The following is a 24,008-nucleotide window of genomic DNA, read 5'->3' as shown; positions in this document are numbered from 1 at the left end:
CCGCGTCAACAGCCGGTCACAGCGACATGGTGGCCTTGACCGCCCGGCGCCAGGCGTCATAACGCGCGGCGCGGTCCTCCTCCTCCATCGCGGGGGCAAAGCTGCGGTCCAGCGACCAGTCCTTGGCGAAACCGGCCATGTCGGGATAGATCCCCGGCCCCTGCCCCGCCAGCCAGGCGGCACCCAGGGCCGTCGTCTCCAGCACCTTGGGCCGGTCGACGGGGGCGCCCAGGATGTCGGACAGGAACTGCATCGCGTAATCGGATGCGCTCATGCCGCCATCGACGCGCAGCGCGGTCTCTCCCTTGGGCTCCCAATCGGCCTTCATCGCCTCCAAGAGGTCGCGGGTCTGGAAACCCACAGATTCCAGCGCGGCCCGGGCCAGCTCGGCGGGACCGGAGTTGCGCGTCAGGCCATAGATCGCGCCGCGGCTGTCGGGCGACCAATAGGGCGCGCCCAAACCGGTGAAGGCCGGGACCAGGATCACCTGCTGGCCGGGATCGGCGCGTTCGGCCAAAGGCTGGGTCTCCTTCGCGTCGCGGATGATCTTCAGCCCGTCGCGCAGCCATTGCACGACCGCGCCCGCGATGAAGATCGAGCCTTCCAGCGCATAGGTCGGCTTGCCGTCCAGCTGATAGGCGATGGTGGTCAGCAGGCGCTGCGTGGACGCCACCGGCTTGTCCCCGGTGTTCAACAGCGCAAAGCAGCCGGTGCCATAGGTCGATTTCATCATGCCGGGCTCGAAGCAGGCCTGGCCCACGGTCGCCGCCTGCTGATCGCCCGCGACGCCCGTGATGGGGATGGGGCGCCCGAAGAGGTCGGGCCGCGTGGTGCCGAAATCGGCGGCGCAGTCCTTGACCTCGGGCAGCATCGCCATGGGGATGTCGAACAGGCCGCAGATGGTCTGCGACCAGCGGCCCTTGTGAATGTCATAGAGCATCGTGCGCGCGGCATTGGTCGCGTCGGTCGCATGGACCGCGCCGCCGGTCAGGTTCCAGATCAGCCAGCTGTCCACCGTGCCGAAGGCCAGATCGCCCGCCTGCGCGCGATCGCGGGCACCGTCCACGTGGTCCAGGATCCATTTCAGCTTGGTGGCCGAGAAATAGGGATCGACCAGCAGCCCGGTGCGGGCGGTGATCATGTCTGCATGGCCCGCGGCCTCCAGCTCGCGGCAGAAATCGGCGGTGCGGCGGTCCTGCCAGACGATGGCGTTGTGGACGGGCTTGCCGGTCTTGCGGTCCCAGACCACGACGGTCTCGCGCTGGTTGGTGATGCCGATGGCCTCGATGCGCGGGTTGCCGCATTTCTCGATCGCGGCGCGGCAGGTGGCCGCCGTGCTGGCCCAGAGGTCGGCAGGATCATGTTCGACCCAGCCCGATTGCGGGAAATGCTGGGGGAACTCCTCCTGCGCGCTGCCGCAGGGGACCATCTTGGCGTCGAAGACGATGGCGCGGGACGAGGTCGTGCCCTGGTCGATGGCAAGGATATGGGTCATGGGCGGTCCTTTCGTCACGAACGGGGGCGCGGATCGACCGCGCCCCCTTCAGGCTAATGGGCAGGGATCATTCCTGCCAGCGCTTGATCAGCTCCTCATAGGCGATGGTGACCGGCGCGGGCTTCTCGTTCTCCAGCTTGGCGACGGGGGCGCCGGGCTGGTCGATCCAGTACTGGGGGTCCTGCTCCTCGTTCAGGACCGGACCCAGATCACCCTGCACGCCGGACCGCTCCAGGCGCGACAGCACGTCCTCCTGCTGTTCGCACAGCGCGTCCAGCGCCTCCTGCGCGGTCTTGGCGCCCGAGGAAGCATCGCCGATGTTCTGCCACCACAGCTGCGCCAGGCGCGGATAGTCGGGGATGTTCGCCCCGGTATCCGACCAGCGCACCCGGTCGGGCGAGCGATAGAATTCGACCAGACCGCCAAGCTGCGGCGCGCGTTCGGTGAAGCTTTCGTGGCGGACGGTGCTGTCACGCACGAAGGTCAGGCCGACATGGCTCTTCTTCGTGTCGACGGTCTTGGACACGATGAACTGCGCATAGAGCCAGGCGGCCTGCGCGCGGTCCACGGGCGTCGACTGCATCAGCGTCGCGGCACCCACGTCCTGATAGCCGACCTTCATGCCCTCTTCCCAGTAGGCGCCATAGGGCGACGGGGCCATGCGCCATTTCGGCGTGCCGTCATCGTTCATGACCGGCAGGCCTTCCTTGACCATGTCGGCGGTGAAGGCGGTGTACCAGAACATCTGCTGGGCGATGTTGCCCTGCGCGGGGACGGGGCCCGCCTCGCTGAAGGTCATGCCCGCGGCGGCCGGGGGCGTGTAGTTCTGCAGCCAGTCGATGTACTTCTCGATCGCATAGACGGCGGCCGGGCTGTTCGTGGCCCCGCCCCGCGCCATGCACGATCCAACCGGCTGGAAGTTGTCGTTCACGCGGATGCCCCATTCGTCGACCGGGAAGCCGTTGGGCTCGCCCTTGTCGCTGGCCCCCGCCATGGACAGCCACGCATCGGTGAAGCGCCAGCCAAGCGACGGGTCCTTCTTGCCATAGTCCATGTTGCCATAGACCTGCTGGCCGTCGATCTCGCGTCCGGTGAAGAACTTGGCGATGTCCTCGTAGGCGGACCAGTTCACCGGCACGCCCAGGTCGTATCCGTATTCGGCGCGGAACTCGGCCATGATCTCGGGGTCGGTGAACCAGTCGTGGCGGAACCAGTAGAGGTTCGCGAACTGCTGGACGGGCAGCTGATACAGCTTGTCGTCGGGCGCGGTCGCCTGCGCTAGGCCGATGAAATCGTCCAGGTCCAGGCCGGGGTTCGTGAAATCGGCACCCTCGCCGGCCATCCAGTCGGTGATGTTGCGGACCTGCTGATAGCGCCAGTGGGTGCCGTCCAGGTCGGCATCGTTGATGTAGAGGTCGTAAACGTTCTCGCCGGTCTGCATCTGCGTCTGCAGCTTCTCGACGACGTCGCCCTCGCCGATCAGGTCATGGGTGACCTGGATGCCGGTGATGGCGGTGAAGGCCGGCGCCAGGACGCGGCTTTCGTATTCGTGGGTGGTGATCGTTTCCGACACCACGTTGATCGACATGCCGGACAGGGGCTGGGCGGCGTCGATGAACCACTGCATCTCGGCCTCCTGCTCCTCGCGGGTCAGGACGGACTGGTCGCCGATCTCGGCATCGAGGAACGCGCGCGCGGCCTCGATGTCGGCGAAGGCGGGGCCGGACAATGCCAGCATCACCGCGGTTGTGGACAGCAATCTCAGGCTCATTGGTCTTTCCCTCCCTGGGATTTTCGAGGTTGGCAGACGGCCGGCGGGACCCTCATCCCCCGCAGGCCAATGCGCTGTGTCAGACCCACCGAAAGACGGCGGCGGCCCAGACCAGGCAAACCAGCATCGCCCAGGGCAGTGCCGCCGTCGTCAGACCCAGCCAAGCCAGGGTGATGAAGGCAGAGCCCAGAAGCGTGATGAACAGACGGTCGCCCCGCGTCGTCTCGATCCCCAGGACGCCGCGACGCGGCGTTTCGGGAAACCGGACCGCCAGCACCGTGAAGGTTACCAGCAGCAACGCGATGGTGACGAAGAAGATCGCGGTCGGCAGCGTCCAGGCCATCCATGACATGGCGTATCCCCCTTACACGCGGCCCAGGGCAAAGCCCTTGGCGATATAGTTGCGGACGAACCAGATGACCAAGGCACCCGGCACGATGGTCAGCACCCCGGCCGCGGCCAGCACGCCCCAATCGACGCCCGATGCCCCTTGCGTCCGGGTCATGGTCGCCGCGATCGGCTTGGCCGCGACCGAGGTCAGCGTCCGCGACAGCAGCAGTTCGACCCATGAGAACATGAAGCAGAAGAAGGCCGCGACCCCGATCCCCGACGAGATCAGCGGCATGAAGATCCGGGTGAAGAACCGCCCGAAGCTGTAGCCGTCGATATAGGCGGTCTCGTCGATCTCCTTCGGCACGCCGCGCATGAAGCCCTCCAGGATCCACACGGCCAGCGGAACGTTGAACAGGCAATGCGCCAGCGCCACCGCGATATGCGTGTCGAACAGGCCCACCGACGAGTACAGCTGGAAGAACGGCAGCGCGAAGACGGCGGGCGGTGCCATGCGGTTGGTCAGCAGCCAGAAGAACAGGTGCTTGTCGCCCATGAAGTGATAGCGGCTGAAGGCATAGGCCGCCGGCAGCGCCACGGCCACGGAGATCACCGTGTTCATCACCACATAGATCAGGCTGTTCACGTAGCCCATGTACCAGGCCGGATCGGTCAGGATGGTCGCGTAATTGGCAAAGGTCAGGTTCCGGGGCCACAGGCCGAAGGTGCCGGTTATCTCGGCATTGGTCTTCAGGCTCATGTTGATCAGCCAGTAGATCGGCAGCATCAGGAACAGAAGATACAGGATCATGACGACGGCGCTGCCGTTGATGCGCTTGCCCATGCTCTCAGCCCCTTTTGTCCAGATTGGTCATGACCGTGTAGAAGACCCAGGAGATCAGCAGGATCACCAGGAAGTACATCAGCGAGAAGGCCGCCGCCGGACCCAGGTCGAACTGCCCGAGCGCCATCTTGACCAGGTCGATCGACAGGAAGGTCGTCGCGTTGCCCGGCCCGCCCCCGGTGACCACGAAGGGCTCGGTATAGATCATGAAGCTGTCCATGAAGCGCAGCAGGATGGCGATCATGAGGACGCCCGCCATCTTGGGCAGCTCGATATAGCGGAAGACCTTCCAGCGGCTGGCCTGGTCGATCCGCGCCGCCTGGTAATAGGCATCGGGGATCGACTGCAGCCCGGCATAGGCCAGAAGCGCGACCAGCGAGGTCCAGTGCCAGACATCCATCACGATGACCGTGGCCCAGGCATGGATCGGGTTCTGGGTATAGTTGTAGTTGATCCCCAGGGCGTCCAGCGTATAGCCCAGCAGGCCGATGTCGACGCGCCCGAAGATCTGCCAGATTGTGCCGACCACGTTCCACGGGATCAGCAGCGGCAGCGACATCAGCACCAGCACGACGCTGGCCCAGACCCCGCGTTTCGGCATGTTCAGCGCGACGAAGATGCCAAGCGGGATCTCGATCGCGATGATGATGGCCGAAAAGATCAGCTGGCGGCCAAGCGCGTTCCACATTCGTTCGGACGACAGCAGGTCCTGGAACCAGCCCGTGCCGTTCCAGAAGAAGACGTTGTTCCCGAACGTGTCCTGGAACGCATAGTTGACCACGGTCATCAGCGGGATCACCGCCGAGAACGCGACCAGCACCAGCACTGGCAGAACCAGGAACCAGGCCTTGTGATTGACGGTCTTTTCCATGGTCCCCCCTTACGCCGCCGCCACGCGCCAGTCGTCGGCATAGATGTTCACGCGGCCCGGATCGAAGACCGCGCGGGTCATGTCCGCGGTGATGGCCTGATCCTCTGGCGCGATGATGTTCAGGTCGTGCCCCATCAGGTCGGCGCGGATGATCCGGTGGCGGCCCACATCCTCGATCCGGCGGATGGTCACGGGCAGGCCCTGATCGGCGGACAGGCGCACATGTTCCGGGCGGATGCCCAGCTGGACCTTGCCCGACAGCGTGCCATAGGACCCGGCCAGCGCGGTCGTGCCGCCCGGAACCTGCGCCTGCGATCCCGCCACGGTGGCGGGCAGCAGGTTCATGCCGGGCGATCCGATGAAATAGCCCACGAAGGTATGTTCCGGCCGGTCGAACAGCTCCTCCGGCGTGCCGATCTGGACCACGCGGCCGTCATACATGACGACAACCTTGTCGGCGAAGGTCAGCGCCTCGGTCTGGTCATGGGTCACATAGATCATCGTGTGGCCGAAATCGTGATGCAGCTTCTTCAGCTGGGTGCGCAGCTCCCATTTCATGTGAGGGTCGATCACGGTCAGCGGCTCGTCGAACAACAGGGCGTTCACGTCCTTCCTGACCATGCCGCGGCCCAGGCTGATCTTCTGTTTCGCATCCGCCGTCAGGCCGCGGGCCTTGCGGTCCAGCATGTGCTCCATCCCGATCATCGCGGCGATCTGGGCCACACGCTCGGCCACATAGGCCTCGGGGCGGCCGCGGTTCCTCAGGGGAAAGGCCAGGTTGTCGCGCACGGTCATGGTGTCGTAGACGACCGGGAACTGGAACACCTGCGCGATGTTGCGTTCGGCGGTGGGCGCGCGGGTCACGTCCACCCCGTCGAACAGGATGCGTCCCTGCGACGGGATCAAGAGCCCCGAGATGATGTTCAGCAGCGTCGATTTCCCGCAGCCGCTGGACCCCAGCAGCGCATAGGCCGCCCCGTCCTGCCAGTCGTGGTTCAGCTCCTTGAGCGCGTAATCCTCCGGGCCCTTGGGATGGGCCGAATAGGAATGGGCGAGGTTCTCCAGCGTGATCTTAGCCATAACCCCTCCTCAGGCGGCGCTTGCATAGGCGGCGGGGGTGACCATGCGGCCATCCTCGGCAAAGACATAGACATGGCGCGGGTCCAGCCAGACCGGCAGCAGCTGCCCCAGGGGCAATTCGTGGACACCGTGGATCAGCCCGACCCACCGTTGCCCGTGATGGTCCAGATGGACGAAGGTCTCGGACCCGGTCAGTTCGGTCACGACCAGCTGCGCGTCGAACTGCACGGCGTCGGGGGCATGCCGCGACAGGTGCAGGTGGTTGGGCCGGAACCCGGCAAGATAGCGCCCGTCGGGCAGCGCGGGCATGCCCGCGACCGACGCCCGCCCGCCCGCCACCTGGAAGGGCAGGAAATTCATCGGCGGATCGCTGAAGACCCGCGCGGTGGTCGCATCCACCGGCTGGCGATAGACCTGCGGCGTCGGCCCGAATTGCGTCAAGCGGCCCTCCCACAGGGTCGCGGTGTTGCCGCCCAGCAGCAGCGCCTCCTCGGGTTCGGTGGTGGCATAGACAAAGATCGCGCCCGATTCCGCGAAGATGCGCGGGATTTCCACGCGCAGCTCCTCGCGCAGCTTGTAGTCCAGGTTCGCCAGCGGCTCGTCCAACAGCACCAGACCGGCGTTCTTGACCAGCGCGCGCGCCAGCGCGCAGCGCTGCTGCTGGCCACCCGACAGGTCCAGCGGCTTGCGGTCCAGCATGGGGGTCAGGCGCATCATCGCGGCGGTCTCGCGCACGCGGCGGTCGATTTCGGCGCGGTCGACACCCATCAGGCGCAGGGGGGACGCGATGTTCTCAAAGACGGTCATCGCCGGATAGTTGACGAACTGCTGATAGACCATCGCGACCTTGCGGTCCTGCACCCGCATGCCGGTGACGTCGCGGCCCTCCCACAGGATGCGGCCCCTGGTCGGACGGTCCAGCCCCGCCATCAGTCGCATCAGCGATGTCTTGCCCGACAGCGTCGGCCCCAACAGCACGTTCATCGTGCCGCGTTCCAGCACCAGATCGGTGGGATGGACATGCGCCTGCCCCTCGACCACCTTCGTCACGCCCTGCAATTCTAACGTCATGTCCCCTCCCAAGGCCCTCCTGACGGCGCGTCTATTCCGCGGCCGCCCCCTGCGCCCATCGGGCCTGTATCCACTGGTCCAGGACCTGCACCTGATCGGCGTCTAGGCGCAGCCCCAGCTTGGTCCGCCGCCAGACCACGTCGGTCGCGCGGCGGGCATATTCGTGATCCATCAGCCACACGACCTCCGCCTCGGTCAGGGTGGCGCCGAAATCGACGCCCAGGTCGGCGGCCTGCTGCGCCCCCGCAAGGATCGTCGCGGCCTCGGTCCCATAGGCGCGCACAAGGCGGCGGGCCCAATCTTCAGTCAGGAACGGATGATCCGCGCGCAGCCGTGCGACCAGCGCCGGCACCCCGTCGACAGGGAAATCCCCGCCGGGCAGCGCAACGCCACGCGTCCAGTCGCCGGGCAGGTTCGGAAAGAACGGCGCGATCTTGGCCAGCGCCGATTCCGCCAGCCGGCGATAGGTGGTGATCTTGCCGCCGAAGACGTTCAGCACCGGCGCGCCGCCGGTCTGATCGACCTTCAGCGTATAGTCGCGCGTCGCCGCCGTGGCGCTTTGCGCGCCGTCGTCATACAGCGGCCTCACCCCGGAATAGGACCAGACCACGTCATCCGCAGTCAGCTGGCGGCGGAAATACTGGTTCGCAAAGCCCAGCAGGTAATCGCGTTCCTGCGGCGTGCATTCCGGCTTGACCGACGGGTCCTGGTGGTCGGCATCGGTCGTGCCAATCAGGGTGAAGTCGGTCTCGTAGGGGATCGCAAAGATGATCCGCCCGTCGGTGCCCTGGAAGAAATAGCATTTGTCGTGATCATAAAGGCGCCGCGTCACGATATGGCTCCCCCGCACCAGGCGCACACCCTCGGTCGAATTCAGGCGGATCGTGCCCTGGATCAGGTCGCCGACCCAGGGTCCGCCCGCATTGACCAGCATCCGTGCGCGGTGCTTGGTCGTCCGGCCCGTCGCCACGTCCTGGGTGGTCACGATCCAGTGGTCGGGATGGCGATCGGCGGACAGCACCTTTGTGCCGGTCATCACCGTGGCGCCGCGCGCCTCGGCGTCGCGGGCGTTCAGGACCACCAGGCGCGAATCCTCGACCCAGCAGTCGGAATATTCATAGGCGTGGTGAAAGCGTTCCTGCAGCGGCGCGCCTTCGGGGGTGCCGTCCAGCGACAGCGTGCGCGTGCCGGGCAGGATCTTGCGGCCGCCAAGCGTGTCGTACATGAACAGCCCCAAGCGGATCAGCCAGGCGGGCCGGCGGCCCTTCATCCAGGGCATCACCATGCCCAGCAGCTTGGAGGTCGGCGTGTCCGATTCGAACCGCATGTCGGGGTGATAGGGCAGCACGAACCGCATCGGCCAGCTGATATGCGGCATCGCGCGCAGCAGCACCTCGCGTTCGATCAGCGCCTCGCGGACCAGCCGGAACTCGAAATACTCCAGATAGCGCAGGCCGCCGTGAAACAGCTTTGTCGAGGCGCTGGACGTCGCCTGCGCCAGGTCGCCCATCTCGGCCAGGGTGACGGACAGGCCGCGCCCGGCCGCATCGCGGGCGATCCCGCAACCGTTGATGCCGCCCCCGATCACGAACAGATCGACCGTCTTGCCTGTACCCGTCACGCGCCGCCATCCTTTCATGGACCCTGTCTATGTGTGCCGTCGTTCGCACCAAAAAGAAAGGATTTTATTTTCGTTTACGTTCATTTGTATTTTTCATATGTTTCTTATGGTCTTACAGAGAACACGTCACGGATTATGCCCTGAATTGGCATAGAAACGGCGTTTCCGATGCCGATACATCGCGCCATTCCTTGCACAATCTGCACAAACCGCAACAAAGCGAACATCTTGCCTGTTCGGCCGGGTCGTGCAAGATCGACGAAACCGCAAGGGGTGCCCCATGTCGCAAAGCTTCCGCCAGCCCGAGATCCTGGAGATCGCCCGCCGCGACGGCAAGGTCACGGTCGAAGGGTTGGCCGGGCATTTCGGCGTCACGCTGCAGACGATCCGACGCGACCTGACCGACCTCGCCGAGGCCGGCCGGCTGGAGCGTGTTCACGGCGGCGCGATCCTGCCCTCGGGCGTGGCCAATATCGGCTATGAGGAACGCCGCGCCCTGCACCACGACGCCAAGACCGCCATCGCCCGCGCCTGCGCCGCCGAAGTGCCCGAAAAGATTAGCCTGTTCCTGAACATCGGCACCAGCACCGAGGCCGTGGCCCGCGAGCTGCTGGGCCATCGCGACCTGCTGGTGGTGACGAACAACATGAACGTGGCGAACATCCTGGCGGCCAACACTGATTGCGACGTGATCGTCACCGGGGGCAGCCTGCGCCGCGCGGACGGGGGCCTGGTCGGCACGCTGGCGGCCGAGACCATCCGCCAGTTCAAGTTCGACCTGGCAGTGATCGGCTGCTCCGCGCTGGACCGCGACGGCGACCTTCTGGATTTCGACATCCAGGAGGTCGGCGTCAGCCAGACCATCCTGCGCCAGTCGCGCCGCACCTTCCTGGTGGCGGACCATTCCAAGCTGTCGCGCAGCGCGCCCGCGCGCATCGGATCGCTGTCGCAGCTGGACGCGATCTTCACCGACCGCCCCCTGCCCGGCGATCTGGCCCGCGCCTGCGAAGGGTGGCAGACCCGCGTGATGCTGCCCTGAATGCCGTCTACAGCGCCGCCAGCAGGGCGGCGGTCTGGGGCATGCGCGACAGGCTGGCCGCGATGCGGTCGCGCCACCGCGGGCCGCGCGACAGGGCGTCCTCATGCGCCTCGGCCAGATCGTCGGGGCGGTCGCGGGCCAGCGCGTCGATCAGGAACGCGGCCTGAGCGCGGTCCTTGGCGGATTTCAGGCGGTCATCGGCGCGACGGCGGTCTGCCACGATCAGCTTGTGGATGGCGAACCGTTCCGGGCGCGGCACCTGGACCAGCACGCCGCTGCGATAGGGGATGGCCGCGGGGATCGGATCCGCGATCAGATAGTTCAGATGGTGCAGCGCCTGCGCCTGCACCCCAAGCGCGGGCAGGTCGCGCAGCCCCTCCTCGCCAAAGGCCGGGGTCAGGAATTCGACCAGCGCATTTCCCTGCGTCTGCCGCCAGCGCCAGGCGCGGCCCGGCTGTAGGCTTGGCGCCGGGGCAAAGTCGAAATCGGCCAGGACCTGCGTGACCGGGGGCGCCGCCGCATCCTCCAGCGCCAGGGACAGGCGCTCAAAGCTGGCGATGTCCAGATCGTCTGTCTGCGCGGTCTGTTCCAGCGACAGGACCAGGTTCAGTTCCCCCTCGTACAGGCGAAAGGCGTGGGTGCCGACGACCGTGCCGCCAAGGCGGAACACCCCCGCCCCCGACAGCGCCGCCATCAGACTGCCGCTGGTCGGGTCCAGGCCCAGAAACCCCTCGGCCCGCAGCAGGCGCACCAGCCGGGCGCGATCGCGACGGCGCTGTTCGGCAGGCACCCGATCGTCGCGCAGCGCCTGCATGCGGGCGGCCATGTCCGGGCCGTCCTCTCCCAAATAGCGCTTGCGGACCTGGGTGCCGACGCGAAAGCTGTCGTACCAGTAGCCCCGCCCGTTGCGTTCGACCAGGGTAGGCGCGCCACGCAGATCACGCAGCCCCTCGTCGCGCAAGGCGCGCAGCAGGTCGTGATAGGCGGCATGGGCCAAGGCAGAATGGAATCGGGGCATCATGTACAACAGTTGTGATATCTGTTGAATACAATCATGTTCAACAGATGGCAAGACTGTTGAACATCATCAGCCCTGGGTCATGACTTGGTTGACCGCATGGCGGCGGGCCAGCTGGCGCCCCTCGGCCCCGTTCAGCATCCGACGCGCCGCCGGCCGGGTCGGACCGTCGGCGGCACCCGTCATCAGCCCCAGATCGGGGAACAGGGCCAGCACCTCGCGCCGGGCGGTCTCGGACAGGGTCTTCAGCGCGTCGGGGCTGGTGTGCAGCGTCTCGGCGCAGGCGCCTTCGGCGAGGACAAGCTGGTGCTCCTCGCAGACGAAATGCAGATAGGTCACGCCCCCCTGCCACGGCGCCGGACCCACCCCGGGGATAGAGGTCAGGTGCTGTGCCGCGACCAGCACCTCGGGTTCGTCGAACATCCGCCGGGCGATGCGCGACCCGACCAGAAGGCGGTGCTGGGGGGACACGACCAGGTCGCGGGCCGGGATGCCGGGGCCAAGCGCATCGCGCCGGATCAGGATCGGACGCCGGTCGGGTTCCGCGTGCAGCCGGGCGGGGCCAAGGGTACGGGTGCCGATCCATGCGATCCGCTGCAGGCCCGCATCGCGGGTCTGGACCGCCATGCCGGGGCGCAGCATCTGGACCGGCATGTCGCCCCCGGCGGTGCGGATCATCGTGTCGCGGGCAAAGCACATCACCCCGGCGGCAAAGGCGTGGGGCAGGCGCCGCACCTCGGCGATCAGCCGCGTGGCCCCCGGCAGGTCCGGCGCACCGTCGGGATAGAGGAACACCAGGCCCCCACCCCCGTCCAGCAACAGGACCGCCGTGCGCGGGCTGCCCAACGGGACCACGGCGGTTCCGGCCGCGAAGGCCGGCGTGACCGTGCCCGACCCCAGAACCACGGCTGGACGGTCAGGTTCGGGATGCACGATCCGCCCGATGTCCAGCGGCAGCCCGTCGTCCAGCGCCGCCCCGGAACGCCGCGGGCCGAACGTGTCCAGCCGCAGGACCTGTCGCCCGTCCAACAGCTGTCCCGCCAGGACAGGCCCGGCATAGTCGTGCAAACAGACGTCCTGGGCGTGCGACATGACGAGGCTCCGGCGCATGGGTCGTGCATCCGGAAGATACGCACCCACAGTACCGTTTGTTTCACCTTGGACGGGAATACTTGCGCGTTATGCACATGGCCGTGCGATGGCCTGTCACCCCAGCAGCATCCACAGCACCAGCGCCTTGGCGGCCAGCACCACACCGACGATCACAGGGACCGGCACGCCGGACAGGGGCGATCGGCGGACCGGCGGTCCGAACAGCCGCCGCTGGATCAGCGGCAGCACATTGGGCGCCGGCACCGATCCGAACTGCCCGTTCAGGGGCGACAGGCGCATCTGCCAGGCGGCGACCAGTCCCGCCCAGACCGGGTCGCGGGCCAGACGCCGATCCGCCAGGGCCCGCTGTTCCGGGTCCAGCAGGCCGATGGCGTATTCCGCAGCCATGATGTCGTCGGTCGAGGGGTCGGTCATTCGGGGTCCGTGAATTGATCCATGCAGGCGCGCAGACGCTGCAGCGATCGCCGCAGCCAGGTCTTCATCGTGTTCAGGGGAACGTCCGCATCGCGGGCCAGCTCCTCATAGCTCCAGCCGTCAAGATAGGCCCGGCGCACGGCCTGCGCCTTGTCTGCGTCCAGTTCATCCAGGCAACCGTCCAGCCGCGTCCGCTGATCGGCGGCGATCGCCTGCGCCTCGGGGCCCGGGCCGGGACCGGGCAGGCCCGGATCGACGGGCTGGGTGACCGGGCGCACCTGCCGCGACCGCAGCCGGTCGATGGCCGCGTTGCGGGTGATCGCCACAAGCCAGGTCCGCGGATTCGACAGCCGGGGGTCATAGCGACCGGCCCGCGTCCAGACGCGCACGAACACCTCCTGCAGCAGATCCTCGGCATCGGTGCGGTCGCGCAGCATCCGCAGCAGAATTGCGAACACCATGTCGCAATTCGTGCGATAGAAGTCGGCAAAGTCCGCCCGCGACCCGGCCGCGATGGCCACAAGCATCCGAACGTTGTCGTCGTGATCCGTCATGAACCGTACAGTCTTGATTTTTGATGGTCGTGCTGCATAGTTCCAGACTGGACCACAATTTCAAGTTGTCGATCATTTGATTCAAAACAGCCGGAGGGTACTGCCGAGATGAGCATCAGGACCAAGATCATGCTGATCGTCTTTGCCGGAATCCATATCCCCCTGATCGCGGCGGTGGCGGCGGTATCATTGCTGCACGTCACGGCGGTGCAGGCGCTGCTGATGATCCTTCTGCTGTCCACGCTGGCCGGCGCGGTGATGTCGATGCTGGCCGTCGCCCGCGTCATGCGTTCCCGATCCGCCATCGCGGCCTGACCCGAACCGTTCGGGCCCTGCAGAAAGATACGGGCCGCGGCGCCGAAGGTTTCAGCGCCGCGGCCCTATTTTCACGTCATACCTGCGGCGGTCAGCGGGCCGCGCGACGACGCGCCGCGGGTCCGGCGACGGCCGAGGGGACGTTGCCCTCCTCCTCGGCGCGCTCACCAGCATCGGCTGCGGATTGCGCGGCGTCAGGCTGTCCTGCACCGGCCTCGATCTCGGCGGTGGCGCGGGCCCAGTGGTCGGCCTCCTGGCCCTCGGGGCAGCCCTCGTTTTCCCAGATCTGATGGGCGCGGGCGCGGATCAGGTCGTCTTTGTCCAGATCGGTCATCATGTCCTCCATTGATGAGACTTCGGGTCGGGGCGGTCCTCACGCACGGGTCAGGGCCACCACGCTTTGCCATCCCAGGGGCAGAACCCCTGAAACGGTATCCATGCAGGCGACGTCGTCGCGCGCCGTGTCGATGCGCAGCGTCCAGTCGCCTTCGGGCAGGGCGAATTCGCCATCATCGCCCGCATTCACGATGATCAGGATCTCGGGCGCGTCAGTGGGCTGCAGCATCAGGCCCAGGATCCGCAACTCTCCTTCCGACCAGTCCGCGTCGGTCATCGCATCGCCGCGCGGGTGGAACCAGCGGGCGACGGGCTGGCCTTCGGGTCCGCTGAAATGCGTCTGTGCCAGACCGCTGTCCTTGCGGAACGCGGTCAGCGCCGCCACGGCATCGCGGATGTCGGCGCGCGCGCCGTCCCAATCCAGCCAGCTGATCTCGTTGTCCTGGCAATAGGCATTGTTGTTGCCGTCCTGGGAATTGCCCATCTCGTCCCCGGCCAGGATCATCGGCACGCCCTGCGACAGGAAGATGGTGGCCAGCATGCCGCGCACACGGCGAACGCGGGCGGTGTCGATGCCCGCATCGTCCGTCGGCCCCTCGGCGCCCAGGTTGTCGGACAGGTTGTGGTCGTGCCCGTCGCGCCCGTCCTCGCCATTGGCGTCATTGTGCTTGTCGGAATAGCTGACCGTGTCCCACAGGGTGAACCCGTCATGCGCCGCGACGAAGTTCACCGAACTGGTGGCTGGACGATGGCTGTGGTTGAACTGCACCGGCGATCCGACCAGACGCTCGGCGATGACGCCCAGCTGGCCGGAATCGCGGCGCCAGAAGGCGCGGGTGTCGTCGCGGAACTTGTCGTTCCACTCGCGGAACGGCCAGCGGTATCCGCCGACCTGATAGCCGCCCTCGCCGATGTCCCAGGGTTCGGCGATCAGCTTGATGCCGGACAGGACCGGGTCCTGGCGGATGGCATTGAAGAACGACCCGTCACGCTCGAACCCTTCGGATTCGCGGCCAAGGGTCGATGCCAGGTCGAACCGGAACCCGTCGACATGCATCACCTGCACCCAGTAGCGCAGCGAATCCATCACCATGCGCAGCACCATCGGATGCGCGACGTTCAGCGTGTTGCCGGTACCGGTGGTGTCGAAGCTGTGGCGCTTGTCCTCGGACAGCAGATAGTAGCTGGCATTGTCGATGCCGCGGAAGGACAGCGTCTGGCCCAGCTCGGACCCTTCGCAGGTGTGGTTGAAGACCACGTCCAGGATGACCTCTATCCCGGCCTTGTGGAACTTGCGGATCGCCTCCTTGACCTCGCGGATCTGGCCCGTCTTCAGATAAGGCGTATGAGGCGCGAAGAACGACAGGGTCGAATAGCCCCAGTAGTTCGACAGATCCTTCTCGACCAGATAGCGGTCGTTGGCGAAGGCATGGATCGGCAGCAGCTCGATCGCGGTGACGCCGATCTTTTGCAGGTGGCTGATCACCGGCTCGGTCGCCAGGCCGCGGAACGTGCCCTGCAGGTCCTCGGGCACGTCGGGATGGCGCTTGGTCACGCCCTTGACATGGGCCTCATAGATGACCGTGTCCGCCCAAGGCGTGCGCAGCGCGCGTTCGGTATCCCAGTCAAACCGGCTGTCCACGACCACGCCTTTGGGCATGAAGGGCGCGCTGTCGCGTTCGTCAAAGGACAGGTCGTCCTCGCCGATCGTATAGCCATGCAGCGCATCGTCCCAGATGATCTCACCACGCAACTCGCGGGCATAGGGGTCCAAGAGCAGCTTGTTGGGGTTGAAGCGGTGGCCGTTCTCGGGCTCGTAGGGACCGTGCACGCGATAGCCATAGACCTGGCCCGGCATGATGTCGGGCAGGTATCCGAACCAGATGCCCCCCTCCATGTCCGGCAAGGGCAAGCGGTACAGTTCCTCCTGGCCCTCGTCGTCGAACAGGCACAGCTCGACCTTGGTCGCGTGGTCGGAATACAGCGCGAAATTCGTCCCCTCGCCCATGAACTCGGCGCCCAGGATGTCGGAACGGGCCTGGGTGGCATCAAAGATAGGAGGGGTGGTCAGATCACGCATGAAGTCCTCGGCGGTTGGAAGGGGGTGGGGTGACGGAACGACGGATATGCGCGTGCGCGGCACGGCGGTCCAGCATCGTTTGCGTGATCAGGACGGTTCCCGCCGGGGTGCGGGTGAACCAGCGGGCGTCCTCGGTCGCATTCTCTCCGGTGACCAGTCCCGGGGGGACCTGCGTTCCGGGGGCGACCAGCGTGCAGGTCAGGCGGGCGCTTTCGGGCACCACGGCGCCCGGCATGGCGATGCTGCCGCGTCCCAGGTACCAGTCGGATGCCGGGCTGGCGAAAGGCAGGCGCGCGGGCTCGGCCGACACGAAATCCAGCTGCGCGCGACGCAGTGCGTCCAGCGTGCCCACGTCGCGCCAATAGCCGCGGCCCGACGGCCCGGCGGGCATCCGCCACACGCCGGCCACGCCCTGCGCCACGGCATCGGGGATCACGTCATGGCCGAAATCCATCGCCTCGACCGGACGGTCGAACAGTGCCTCCTGCAGCCAGCGGCGGTCGAAGACATAGATGCCCATCGACACCATAGCCCGATCGGGCTGATCGATCATGCCGGGGGGATCGGCGGGCTTTTCCAGGAACGACAGGATGCGACCCTGCGCGTCGGCCTGCATGACGCCAAAGCCGCGCGCCTCGGCCCGGGGTACCGTGTCGACGGCCACGGTCACCGCCGCCCCCGATACGCGATGCGCCGCCAGCAGATCGGCATAGTTCATGTCATAGACATGGTCGGCCGCCAGGATCAGGACCTGATCGCCACCCATCGCCTCCAGCGCGTCCCAGGTCTGGCGCGCGGCGTCGGCGGTGCCCATGAACCGGTCCTGACCATCGCGCAGGGCCAAGCCGGCCTGGGGGAAACGATGGCCCCACCGTGTCGGCAGGTGGTGATGCAGGCTGTGCGGCGCGTATTGCGTGGCGACCAGCATCCGCGGCAGGCCGGAGCGCACGGCATTCGCCATTGCAAAGTCGATGATGCGGTTCGCGCCCGCAAAGGGCACGGCAGGCTTGCTGTCGCGGGCGGTCAGTTCATGCAGGCGCGTGCCCTTTCCCCCCGCCAGCAGAAGGGTCGCGACCCCGGTGACGGGGACGGGCGCAGGACGGGTGACGGGGGTGGCCAGGCGCGGCACGGCGGGCATGTATTCTGACATGGCGACATCTCTTGCAGGCTAGGGTTTCATCCCGCCATGCTGCCCGATGGAGGAGGGCTTGTGGCGCGTCACCTGTCGAACCGCCATGCCCTCCGGTTGTTCCCACGCGCGTCAAATATCAATCGGGCGAAAGGGGGTCATGCCTCTCTCAGATGCACCCGGCAGCCGTCGGGCCCATGCCAGTCCAGAATTGCGGCACCGTCGTCGGCCGGTGCCGCCCCGCCGGGCAGATCCAGGCGGGCGATCAGCTGACGCTTGCCCGCGCGGCGGGTCAGGCCGATGCCCGCATTGTCGATCTGGACCCGCGTGTCGGCATCGTGCAGCAGGTCGGCCATCTGCGCCCGCAACGCCAACAGGCAATGGGTCCAGCGGGCCTTGACGGCGCCGATGTCGTCTCCCTGATCGCCCGCGGCCAATGCATCCCACGGCACGGGGCGGCGGTTGTCCGGGTCGGTCAGTGCCAGGAACAGGCCCTGCGTGCCCTGATAGACGTCGGGAAAGCCCGGCATGACTATCTTGAACATCAGCTGCGCCAGGATCAGCGCCTGTCCCCGTTCCAGCAGCCGCGTCAGGGCGGCGGGCGCATCGCGGTCCCACTCCTCCAGCAGGGCGCGGCCCAGATCGGCGATGCGCCCCTCGACCGCCTCGTCGGGGTTGGTCCAGTAGCTTTCCTGCTTGGCCTCGCGCAGGGCCTTCTCGACATGGGTGTTGACGCGTTCGCCCGCATCCTCGGCCCCGTGCAGGGCCAGGGCGGTCTGCACCATGTACCACCGCCAGCGCGGGTCCACGCCCTTCGCCTGCGGCATCCGGGCCGCGGCCTGATCCAGCGCCGTGAGATCCTCCGGCAAGTGGCTTGCGGCGATCAGGCGCGCACGGGCATCCTCGGACCGCTTGCTGTCATGGGACGAGGTCAGAACCATGTCGCCCACGCGGCGGCGGGCCATGGCCTCGGTCGCCTCGGGCCCGGTGATGGTCGCCTCGTCGGGTTCGGCGCCGACCTCGTTTGCGGGCAGATAGCGGGTCCAGCGGAAGCCGGCCGTGTCCTCCTGCGCCTTGGCCAGCAGCGCGCCCGAGACCTGCTGCAACCGCGTGACGAAGGCCTGCTGCGCGGGCGTGGACGGCTCGGCCCAGACCCCGGCCAGCTGTCGCACCACAAGGTCGCTGCGCAACCCCTTGGCGGCCTCCTCGGCCACCTGCTCGATCAGCGCGCGATCATCGGCGCCTGCGCCCCGTGCGGTGACATAGGTGCGATAGCGCGGCGTGGCGATCAGCAGCGCGGTCACCGCCTCGCGCAGGGCCTCGGGGCCGGGTTCGACCTCCGAGACCGGCGCCAGCGCATGGGCCGCCATGCGCGACAGCTGCATCCGCTCGGCGGCCAGCTCGTTGTCCAGGATCTCGTGCTTGGCCTGCGTCAGAGTGTCGGCAAAGGACGGCGTCGGGCCGATGGCGTCATGCCAGGCATCATCCAGACGCCCCAGCCCCGCGGCGGGCGTCAGCATGCGGGTGATCAGGCGCCCGGCTTCATAGCCGGTCGTGCCCTCGGTCGCCCAGGCATCGGGCAGCGGTTCGTCGCCCGTCAGGATCTTCTCGATCCAGATCGGCGTGTCGGGCAACGCCGCCGCCAGCCTGTCCAGATAGTCCGCAGGATCGGCCAGCCCGTCGACATGGTCGACCCGCAGACCTTGAACCTGACCGCTGCGCACCAGCTCCAGGATCAGCGCGTGGGTGTCCTCGAACACCGACGGGTCCTCGACCCGCATGCCGATCAGGTCGGTGACGTTGAAGAACCGCCGATGCGTGATGCCGTCCCGCTCCAGCACGTGATGGACCAGCCGCCAGTGCTGCGCCTCGTGCAGGGCCCGCAGATCGTCGGTGGCATTCGTGCCGGGCGCCAGCGGCAGCGCCAGATCGCCGAACATCCACTGGCCGTCGCGGACACGGAACGCGCCCTCGGTCAGCATCTGCTCGAACGGGGCGGGCAGCCAGGGCAGGACCAGCGGGCCCGCCTGCCAGTCGATGTCGAAATGCCGGGCGCGCGGGCTGGACCGGCCATGCGTCAGCACGTCGGCCAGCCACGGATTCTGCACGGAAAACGCGGTGTGGTTCGGCACGATGTCCAAGATGATCCCCAGGTCGCGCGCCTTGGCCTGTTCGGCCAGCGCGGCAAACCCCTCTGCCCCGCCCAGGCTATCGTCGATCCGGGTCGGATCGGTGATGTCATAGCCGTGGGTCGACCCCTCGGTCGCGGCGAAGATCGGCGACAGGTACAGGTGGGACACGCCCAGATCGGCGATCTGGTCCAGGCGTGCGGTCAGGGCCGCGAAATCCACCCCCTCGCGCAGCTGGATGCGGCAGGTGGCAGTCGGAATACGCGGAATCATGACAAGGCTTTCACGGTCAGGGAAAAGAGATCGCCGGGCTGTCCCACGGACAGGTCGGCATCGGGCAACGGTGTCGGGTCAGGCTGGCCCAGGGCCAGCGACAGCGCAAGGCCGCCGCCGGGGAACTGCCACAGGGCGCGGATCAGGCCCGGCCCCTCGCGGGTGACGCTGGCCTCGGGCTTGCCACTGTTCAGCAGCGGCACGACATGGGCCGCGCGGAACGCCAGAGCCCGGCGGGTCAGGTCCATCCAGTCGCGGGCGTCGGCATCGTCGCGCCAGCCAAGGCGCGACCGCTCCATGGTCGCGGGGTCGATCGGGTCCGGCACGCCGTCGCCCAGACTGGCGATGCCCGGAAACTCGGATGCGCGGCCCTTGCGGACGGCCTCTCCCAGATCGCCCGAATAATCGGCAAAGAACTGGAACGGCGCGGTCTCTCCGCGCTCCTCTCCCATGAAGACCATCGGCACATAGGGCGCGATCAGCAGCAGCGCATAGGCGACGCGGACGGCCTCGGGCCTGGCCAAGGTCAGCAGGCGCTCTCCCAAGGCGCGGTTGCCGATCTGGTCATGCGTCTGGATCGCGTTCACGAAGGCCGTCGGCGGCAGGTGACCGCAGGGCGCGCCGCGCGGATGGTCCAGGCCTTCGCGCGGCTGGCCCTCCTCGATGTGGCCGCGCGACAGGGCCAGCGTCAGGTCGGCGATCGGGTCGACCGCAAAGCTGGCGTAATAGCTGTCCGATTCCCCGGTCAGCGCGACATGGACCGCGTGATGGAAATCATCGTTCCAGCTGGCGTCATAGCCCACCTCGCGCAGGTCGGGGATGTTGCGCTCGTCCTCGGTGATCAGGTGGCGGCGGGGGGTCAGGGTGGCGATCTCGGCGGCCAGGTCCTTCATGAACTCGGCCGAACCCGGCCCGGTGATCTGGTGCACCGCGTCCAGCCGGAACCCGTCGAAGCCATAGTCCCGCAGCCAGTGCATCGCGCAGCCGATCCAGAAATCGCAGACCTGCGGACGCGAGAAATCGATCGCCGCGCCCCAGGGCGTATGCCGGTCGGGGTCGAAGAAGTCCGGCGCCGCGTGGTGGATCCACGCGCCGTCCGGGCCGAAATGGTTCATCACCAGGTCCAGGATCACCATCATCCCGCAATCATGCGCGGCGCGGATCAGCCGGCGCAGATCGCCCGGACTGCCATAGGCCGGATGCGGGGCATAGGGCAGCACGCCGTCATAGCCCCAGCCCCGGTTGCCGGGAAACTGGCCCACGGGCAGCAGCTGGATCGCGGTGAAGCCAAGCGCCGCCAGTCCCGGCAGCCGGTCGACGGCGGCAGAGAACGTGCCCTCGGGGGTGAAGCAGCCGACATGCAGCTGATAGATGACCGCCTCGGACCAGGGGCGTCCTGCCCATTCCTGCGGCATCGGCGGGTCGGTCACCACGGATGCGTCGTTCACGCCCCCCGCCTGCAGCCGGCTGGCCGGGTCGGGCATTTCGGTGCCGTCCACGCGGAACAGATAGCGGGCGCCGGGGGTGGCATGGCTGCGGGCCTGCCAGATGTCCAGATCGCCCTTGTGCATGGGCTGCGCCTGCCCGTCGACCACCAGGTCGACCTGTTGCGCGCGCGGCGCCCACAGGCGGAAGGTCAAGCCGTCGTCATCCCGCACCGGTCCCCAAAGGTGTCGCATCGTCCCGGTCCCTCCGACAGTGGCTGCGGGGGTCAATGACCGGGATGCGAAGGCGTTCCCGCATTCTGACAAAAAGCAATCGGATCAGGCATCCAACGGCGGTGGCGCGGCCGTCTGACCAATGAACAGGCGGTGGCCGTCATGGGTGACGGCCCAGACCCCGCGGTCACCCATCTCGACCAGCACGCTGCGATCCTCGGCGGCGGCCTCGAAGACCACGACAAGGTTGCGCAGCATGTCCAACGTGAATTCGGCCCGTGCCTGAACGGCCAGGGGGCCCGGCCGGGCATGGGCGGTCGGCTCTTTCATCGGGACCTCGGACAAGGGTGACATTCACAACGTGCAGAATATCACAGATACCCACCCCGGGAATAGCCCTATGGGGTCATCCCTCGCCGGGGTCGATCCGGGCCAGCGGCGCCCCATGCGCCAGGGTCGCGCCCTCTGCCGCAAGGCGGGTCAGGCGACCGGCATGCGGGGCCTCGATGCTGGTCTCCATCTTCATGGCCTCGATCACGGCGATCACCTCTCCGGCCTGGACCTGCGCCCCGTCGGCCGCCTGCCACAAGGACAGCGTGCCCGCAACCGGCGCGCCGATGCAGCCGGGATCGGCCACGGCCTCCTGCGGCGCCGCAGGGGCGGCCGCGGCCAGCACCCCCTGGGGCAGCGCCAGGTCATGACGCCTGCCGTCGATCTCGATCGACAGGCGCAGCATGGGCTGGTCCGGGACGGGGGTCACACGGTCGGCGGGCTGGACCGCGGCGGCCAGGCGGTCGGCGAAATCCGTCTCGATCCAGCGCGTGTGGACCGCGAAATCATCCGTGAACTCCGGCGCCTCCAGCACAGCGCGGTGAAAGGGCAGGACGGACGCCACGCCCTCGATGCGGAACTCGCGCAGCGCGCGGCGGGCGCGGGCGATGGCGGTCGCGCGGTCGGGGCCGGTCACGATCAGCTTGGCCATCATCGAATCGAACTGGCCCGCGACCTCGCCGCCCTGCTCGACCCCGCTGTCCAGCCGGACGCCGATGCCGCCGGGCGCGGACCACAGCGTGATCGGCCCGGGGGTCGGCAGAAAGCCCCGGCCCGGGTCCTCGGCATTGATGCGGAACTCGATCGCGTGGCCGGTGGGTTCGGGGACGCTCTCATCAGTCAGGCGTGCGCCTTGGGCCACGCGGATCATCGCGCGGACGATGTCGATGCCGGTCGTCTCCTCGGTCACCGGGTGTTCGACCTGCAGGCGGGTGTTCACCTCCAGGAAGCTGATCGTGCCGTTGGCCGACAGCAGGAACTCGACCGTGCCCGCGCCGCTGTAGCCCGCATGGGCGCAGATGGCGCGGGCGCTGTCATGGATGCGGGCGCGCTGATCGTCGGTCAGGAAGGGGGCGGGGGCCTCCTCGACCAGCTTCTGGTTGCGGCGCTGCAGCGAACAGTCGCGGGTGCCCAGCACCTTGACCGTGCCGTGCCGGTCGGCCAGCACCTGCGCCTCGATATGGCGGGGGCGGTCCAGGAACTGCTCGACATAGCATTCGCCGCGACCGAAAGCGGTGACCGCCTCGCGGGTGGCGGCGTCGAACAGCTCCTCGACCTCGGCCAGGTCGCGGGCCACGCGCATGCCGCGACCGCCGCCGCCGAAGGCCGCCTTGATCGCCAGCGGCAGGCCGTGCTCGCGGGCGAAGGCCAGCGCCTCGGCCCCGCTGGCGATGGGACCGGGGCTGCCCGCGACCAGGGGCGCGCCCACGGCCTGGGCGATCTCGCGCGCGCGGATCTTGTCGCCAAGCGCGTCGATCACGTCGGGGTCGGGGCCGATCCACAGGATGCCCGCATCCTGCACCGCGCGGGCGAAATCGGCGTTTTCCGACAGGAAGCCATAGCCGGGATGGATCGCATCGACCTCAGCGCGCGCGGCGATGGCCAGCACCTTGGCCGCGTCCAGATAGGTGTCGGCGGGGCGATGCCCCTCCAGCGCCCAGGCCTGATCGGCCGCCCGCACGAAGGGCGCGTCGCGGTCCGGATCGGCATAGATCGCCACCGATTCGATGCCCTCGTCGGCGCAGGCGCGGATGACGCGCAGGGCGATCTCTCCGCGGTTGGCGATCAGGATGCGGCGGATCGGGGTCAGGGGGGTGTCACGAAACATCGGAGGCCTCCGGGTCGATATCGGCAAAAGGGGCGTCGGCGGCAAAGCGGATGCGCGTGCCGGGCGGCAGCTGTCCCGCCAGGTCCAGCGCCGCAGGGTGCAGCGTCGCGATGACCGGATAGCCGCCGGTCAGCGGATGGTCGGCCAGAAACAGCACGGGATGGCCGGAATGGGGTACCTGGATGGCGCCGGTCGCGGTGCCCTCGCTTGGCAGCTCGCGCGCGTCCTCGCGGGTCAGCGCCTCGCCCGACAGGCGGATGCCCACGCGCGAGGATTGCGGCGTGACCGTCCACTCCTGCGCCAGGAACCGCTGGACGGTCGCCTCATCGAACCAGTCGGTGCGCGGGCCCAACGTCACGGGCAGGGTGACGACCGCCCCTGCTTGCGGCAGGTCCGGACCGGGGCCGGGATCGGTCACCGCCCCCGCCGCGCGGCGCGCCGGGGCCAGCGCATCGCCCGCCATCAGCGGCACGGGCCCGATCTGCGCCAGCGTATCCGTGGCACAGGAGCCCAGCACCGGGGCCACGTCGAACCCGCCCCGGATCGCCAGATAGCTGCGCATGCCGCGGGCGGGCGGGTCGATGGTCACCTCGTCCCCCGCATCCAGCGCGAAGGCCACGGGCTGCGCCTGCGCGCCCACGCGGGCCGTCGCGGCACCCGTCAGGGCCAGGGTCATCGCCACCTCCGCCCGCAGGCGGACGGGGCCAAG

Annotated in this window: 22 protein-coding genes; 2 read left to right on the top strand and 20 right to left on the bottom strand. The window is 67.8% G+C overall.

Annotation, left to right across the window (positions count from 1 at the left end; all coding sequences use genetic code 11):
- Positions 1 to 16 precede the first annotated feature (16 nt).
- From glpK to glpD, 8 genes are all read right to left on the bottom strand, one after another.
- Positions 17 to 1,495 carry a glycerol kinase GlpK gene (gene glpK, locus TW83_RS15600; RefSeq protein ID WP_045983696.1) on the bottom strand — a complete coding sequence of 493 codons (1,479 nt, stop codon included), beginning with the start codon at positions 1,493 to 1,495 and terminating at the stop codon, positions 17 to 19.
- Between the two features lie 67 nt (positions 1,496 to 1,562).
- Complete coding sequence (locus tag TW83_RS15595) at positions 1,563 to 3,266, bottom strand: ABC transporter substrate-binding protein (RefSeq protein ID WP_045983695.1); 1,704 nt, start codon at positions 3,264 to 3,266, stop codon at positions 1,563 to 1,565.
- 79 nt (positions 3,267 to 3,345) lie between these two features.
- Positions 3,346 to 3,618 carry a DUF2160 domain-containing protein gene (locus tag TW83_RS15590; RefSeq protein WP_045983694.1) on the bottom strand — a complete coding sequence of 91 codons (273 nt, stop codon included), beginning with the start codon at positions 3,616 to 3,618 and terminating at the stop codon, positions 3,346 to 3,348.
- A 12-nt stretch (positions 3,619 to 3,630) separates the two neighbouring features.
- Positions 3,631 to 4,440 (bottom strand): carbohydrate ABC transporter permease, encoded by an 810-nt coding sequence (locus tag TW83_RS15585; RefSeq protein ID WP_045983693.1) that lies wholly within the window; start codon positions 4,438 to 4,440, stop codon positions 3,631 to 3,633.
- Positions 4,441 to 4,444: 4 nt separating this feature from the next.
- Positions 4,445 to 5,311 (bottom strand): sugar ABC transporter permease, encoded by an 867-nt coding sequence (locus TW83_RS15580; RefSeq protein ID WP_045983692.1) that lies wholly within the window; start codon positions 5,309 to 5,311, stop codon positions 4,445 to 4,447.
- A 9-nt stretch (positions 5,312 to 5,320) separates the two neighbouring features.
- Positions 5,321 to 6,391 carry an ABC transporter ATP-binding protein gene (locus TW83_RS15575; protein WP_045983691.1) on the bottom strand — a complete coding sequence of 357 codons (1,071 nt, stop codon included), beginning with the start codon at positions 6,389 to 6,391 and terminating at the stop codon, positions 5,321 to 5,323.
- A 9-nt stretch (positions 6,392 to 6,400) separates the two neighbouring features.
- Positions 6,401 to 7,462, bottom strand: coding sequence for an ABC transporter ATP-binding protein (locus TW83_RS15570; RefSeq protein WP_045983690.1), 1,062 nt, complete (start codon positions 7,460 to 7,462; stop codon positions 6,401 to 6,403).
- 31 nt (positions 7,463 to 7,493) lie between these two features.
- A complete protein-coding gene (gene glpD / locus TW83_RS15565; protein WP_239441396.1) occupies positions 7,494 to 9,083 on the bottom strand; it encodes a glycerol-3-phosphate dehydrogenase in 1,590 nt (529 codons plus the stop codon).
- A gap of 280 nt (positions 9,084 to 9,363) precedes the next feature.
- Between glpD and TW83_RS15560 the strand changes: the two genes are divergently transcribed.
- Entirely contained in the window at positions 9,364 to 10,122 is a 759-nt protein-coding gene (locus tag TW83_RS15560) for a DeoR/GlpR family DNA-binding transcription regulator (RefSeq protein WP_045983688.1), read from the top strand.
- 7 nt (positions 10,123 to 10,129) lie between these two features.
- Here TW83_RS15560 and TW83_RS15555 read toward each other — a convergent pair whose 3' ends face one another.
- From TW83_RS15555 to TW83_RS15540, 4 genes are all read right to left on the bottom strand, one after another.
- Positions 10,130 to 11,143, bottom strand: coding sequence for a GSU2403 family nucleotidyltransferase fold protein (locus TW83_RS15555; RefSeq protein ID WP_045983687.1), 1,014 nt, complete (start codon positions 11,141 to 11,143; stop codon positions 10,130 to 10,132).
- Positions 11,144 to 11,209: 66 nt separating this feature from the next.
- Positions 11,210 to 12,232: a Hint domain-containing protein gene (locus TW83_RS19490; RefSeq protein ID WP_052714936.1), complete on the bottom strand. Its 1,023-nt coding sequence runs from the start codon at positions 12,230 to 12,232 to the stop codon at positions 11,210 to 11,212.
- A gap of 114 nt (positions 12,233 to 12,346) precedes the next feature.
- Complete coding sequence (locus TW83_RS15545; RefSeq protein ID WP_052714935.1) at positions 12,347 to 12,667, bottom strand: hypothetical protein; 321 nt, start codon at positions 12,665 to 12,667, stop codon at positions 12,347 to 12,349.
- Positions 12,664 to 13,221 carry a sigma-70 family RNA polymerase sigma factor gene (locus TW83_RS15540; RefSeq protein ID WP_045983686.1) on the bottom strand — a complete coding sequence of 186 codons (558 nt, stop codon included), beginning with the start codon at positions 13,219 to 13,221 and terminating at the stop codon, positions 12,664 to 12,666. The genes TW83_RS15545 and TW83_RS15540 overlap by 4 nt, the downstream gene beginning before the upstream one ends.
- 108 nt (positions 13,222 to 13,329) lie before the next feature.
- On the opposite strand from TW83_RS15540, the gene TW83_RS15535 reads away from it, so the two are divergent.
- Positions 13,330 to 13,536, top strand: coding sequence for a hypothetical protein (locus tag TW83_RS15535; protein WP_045983685.1), 207 nt, complete (start codon positions 13,330 to 13,332; stop codon positions 13,534 to 13,536).
- A 91-nt stretch (positions 13,537 to 13,627) separates the two neighbouring features.
- Here the strand turns inward: TW83_RS15535 and TW83_RS15530 are convergent, their stop codons facing one another.
- The 8 genes from TW83_RS15530 to TW83_RS15495 form a co-directional block, all read right to left on the bottom strand.
- On the bottom strand, positions 13,628 to 13,870 hold the full coding sequence (locus TW83_RS15530) for a DUF2934 domain-containing protein (RefSeq protein ID WP_045983704.1): 243 nt from the start codon (positions 13,868 to 13,870) through the stop codon (positions 13,628 to 13,630).
- A 39-nt stretch (positions 13,871 to 13,909) separates the two neighbouring features.
- Entirely contained in the window at positions 13,910 to 15,952 is a 2,043-nt protein-coding gene (gene glgX, locus TW83_RS15525; RefSeq protein ID WP_045983684.1) for a glycogen debranching protein GlgX, read from the bottom strand.
- On the bottom strand, positions 15,945 to 17,102 hold the full coding sequence (locus tag TW83_RS15520) for a sugar phosphate nucleotidyltransferase (RefSeq protein ID WP_052714933.1): 1,158 nt from the start codon (positions 17,100 to 17,102) through the stop codon (positions 15,945 to 15,947). Before TW83_RS15520 ends, glgX begins: the two co-directional genes overlap by 8 nt.
- 137 nt (positions 17,103 to 17,239) lie before the next feature.
- Positions 17,240 to 19,483 (bottom strand): malto-oligosyltrehalose synthase, encoded by a 2,244-nt coding sequence (treY, locus tag TW83_RS15515; protein ID WP_045983683.1) that lies wholly within the window; start codon positions 19,481 to 19,483, stop codon positions 17,240 to 17,242.
- The gene (gene treZ, locus TW83_RS15510; RefSeq protein ID WP_045983682.1) at positions 19,480 to 21,162 is read right to left on the bottom strand and encodes a malto-oligosyltrehalose trehalohydrolase; all 1,683 of its coding nucleotides are present in this window, start codon (positions 21,160 to 21,162) and stop codon (positions 19,480 to 19,482) included. Before treZ ends, treY begins: the two co-directional genes overlap by 4 nt.
- 84 nt (positions 21,163 to 21,246) lie before the next feature.
- Entirely contained in the window at positions 21,247 to 21,471 is a 225-nt protein-coding gene (locus TW83_RS15505; RefSeq protein ID WP_045983681.1) for a hypothetical protein, read from the bottom strand.
- A 76-nt stretch (positions 21,472 to 21,547) separates the two neighbouring features.
- Positions 21,548 to 23,299 (bottom strand): biotin carboxylase N-terminal domain-containing protein, encoded by a 1,752-nt coding sequence (locus TW83_RS15500; RefSeq protein ID WP_239441395.1) that lies wholly within the window; start codon positions 23,297 to 23,299, stop codon positions 21,548 to 21,550.
- On the bottom strand, positions 23,289 to 24,008 hold a 720-nt coding region (locus TW83_RS15495; protein ID WP_045983680.1), incomplete at its 5' end, for a biotin-dependent carboxyltransferase family protein. The genes TW83_RS15500 and TW83_RS15495, both read right to left, overlap by 11 nt.

It is taken from the genome of Paracoccus sp. S4493 (assembly GCF_000967735.1).
Classification (GTDB): domain Bacteria; phylum Pseudomonadota; class Alphaproteobacteria; order Rhodobacterales; family Rhodobacteraceae; genus Paracoccus; species Paracoccus marcusii.
Note: the sequence above shows the minus strand (reverse complement) of the source record. Positions and strands in the feature narration are given on the sequence as shown.

Excerpts from the sequence above, each read along its gene's own strand:
- glpK (WP_045983696.1), bottom strand. The coding sequence starts at position 1,495 with ATGACCCATATCCTTGCCATCGACCAGGGCACGACCTCGTCCCGCGCC.
- TW83_RS15595 (WP_045983695.1), bottom strand. The coding sequence starts at position 3,266 with ATGAGCCTGAGATTGCTGTCCACAACCGCGGTGATGCTGGCATTGTCC.
- TW83_RS15590 (WP_045983694.1), bottom strand. The coding sequence starts at position 3,618 with ATGTCATGGATGGCCTGGACGCTGCCGACCGCGATCTTCTTCGTCACC.
- TW83_RS15585 (WP_045983693.1), bottom strand. The coding sequence starts at position 4,440 with ATGGGCAAGCGCATCAACGGCAGCGCCGTCGTCATGATCCTGTATCTT.
- TW83_RS15580 (WP_045983692.1), bottom strand. The coding sequence starts at position 5,311 with ATGGAAAAGACCGTCAATCACAAGGCCTGGTTCCTGGTTCTGCCAGTG.
- TW83_RS15575 (WP_045983691.1), bottom strand. The coding sequence starts at position 6,391 with ATGGCTAAGATCACGCTGGAGAACCTCGCCCATTCCTATTCGGCCCAT.
- TW83_RS15570 (WP_045983690.1), bottom strand. The coding sequence starts at position 7,462 with ATGACGTTAGAATTGCAGGGCGTGACGAAGGTGGTCGAGGGGCAGGCG.
- TW83_RS15560 (WP_045983688.1), top strand. The coding sequence starts at position 9,364 with ATGTCGCAAAGCTTCCGCCAGCCCGAGATCCTGGAGATCGCCCGCCGC.
- TW83_RS15555 (WP_045983687.1), bottom strand. The coding sequence starts at position 11,143 with ATGATGCCCCGATTCCATTCTGCCTTGGCCCATGCCGCCTATCACGAC.
- TW83_RS19490 (WP_052714936.1), bottom strand. The coding sequence starts at position 12,232 with ATGTCGCACGCCCAGGACGTCTGTTTGCACGACTATGCCGGGCCTGTC.
- TW83_RS15545 (WP_052714935.1), bottom strand. The coding sequence starts at position 12,667 with ATGACCGACCCCTCGACCGACGACATCATGGCTGCGGAATACGCCATC.
- TW83_RS15540 (WP_045983686.1), bottom strand. The coding sequence starts at position 13,221 with ATGACGGATCACGACGACAACGTTCGGATGCTTGTGGCCATCGCGGCC.
- TW83_RS15535 (WP_045983685.1), top strand. The coding sequence starts at position 13,330 with ATGAGCATCAGGACCAAGATCATGCTGATCGTCTTTGCCGGAATCCAT.
- TW83_RS15530 (WP_045983704.1), bottom strand. The coding sequence starts at position 13,870 with ATGACCGATCTGGACAAAGACGACCTGATCCGCGCCCGCGCCCATCAG.
- glgX (WP_045983684.1), bottom strand. The coding sequence starts at position 15,952 with ATGCGTGATCTGACCACCCCTCCTATCTTTGATGCCACCCAGGCCCGT.
- TW83_RS15520 (WP_052714933.1), bottom strand. The coding sequence starts at position 17,102 with ATGTCAGAATACATGCCCGCCGTGCCGCGCCTGGCCACCCCCGTCACC.
- treY (WP_045983683.1), bottom strand. The coding sequence starts at position 19,483 with ATGATTCCGCGTATTCCGACTGCCACCTGCCGCATCCAGCTGCGCGAG.
- treZ (WP_045983682.1), bottom strand. The coding sequence starts at position 21,162 with ATGCGACACCTTTGGGGACCGGTGCGGGATGACGACGGCTTGACCTTC.
- TW83_RS15505 (WP_045983681.1), bottom strand. The coding sequence starts at position 21,471 with ATGAAAGAGCCGACCGCCCATGCCCGGCCGGGCCCCCTGGCCGTTCAG.
- TW83_RS15500 (WP_239441395.1), bottom strand. The coding sequence starts at position 23,299 with ATGTTTCGTGACACCCCCCTGACCCCGATCCGCCGCATCCTGATCGCC.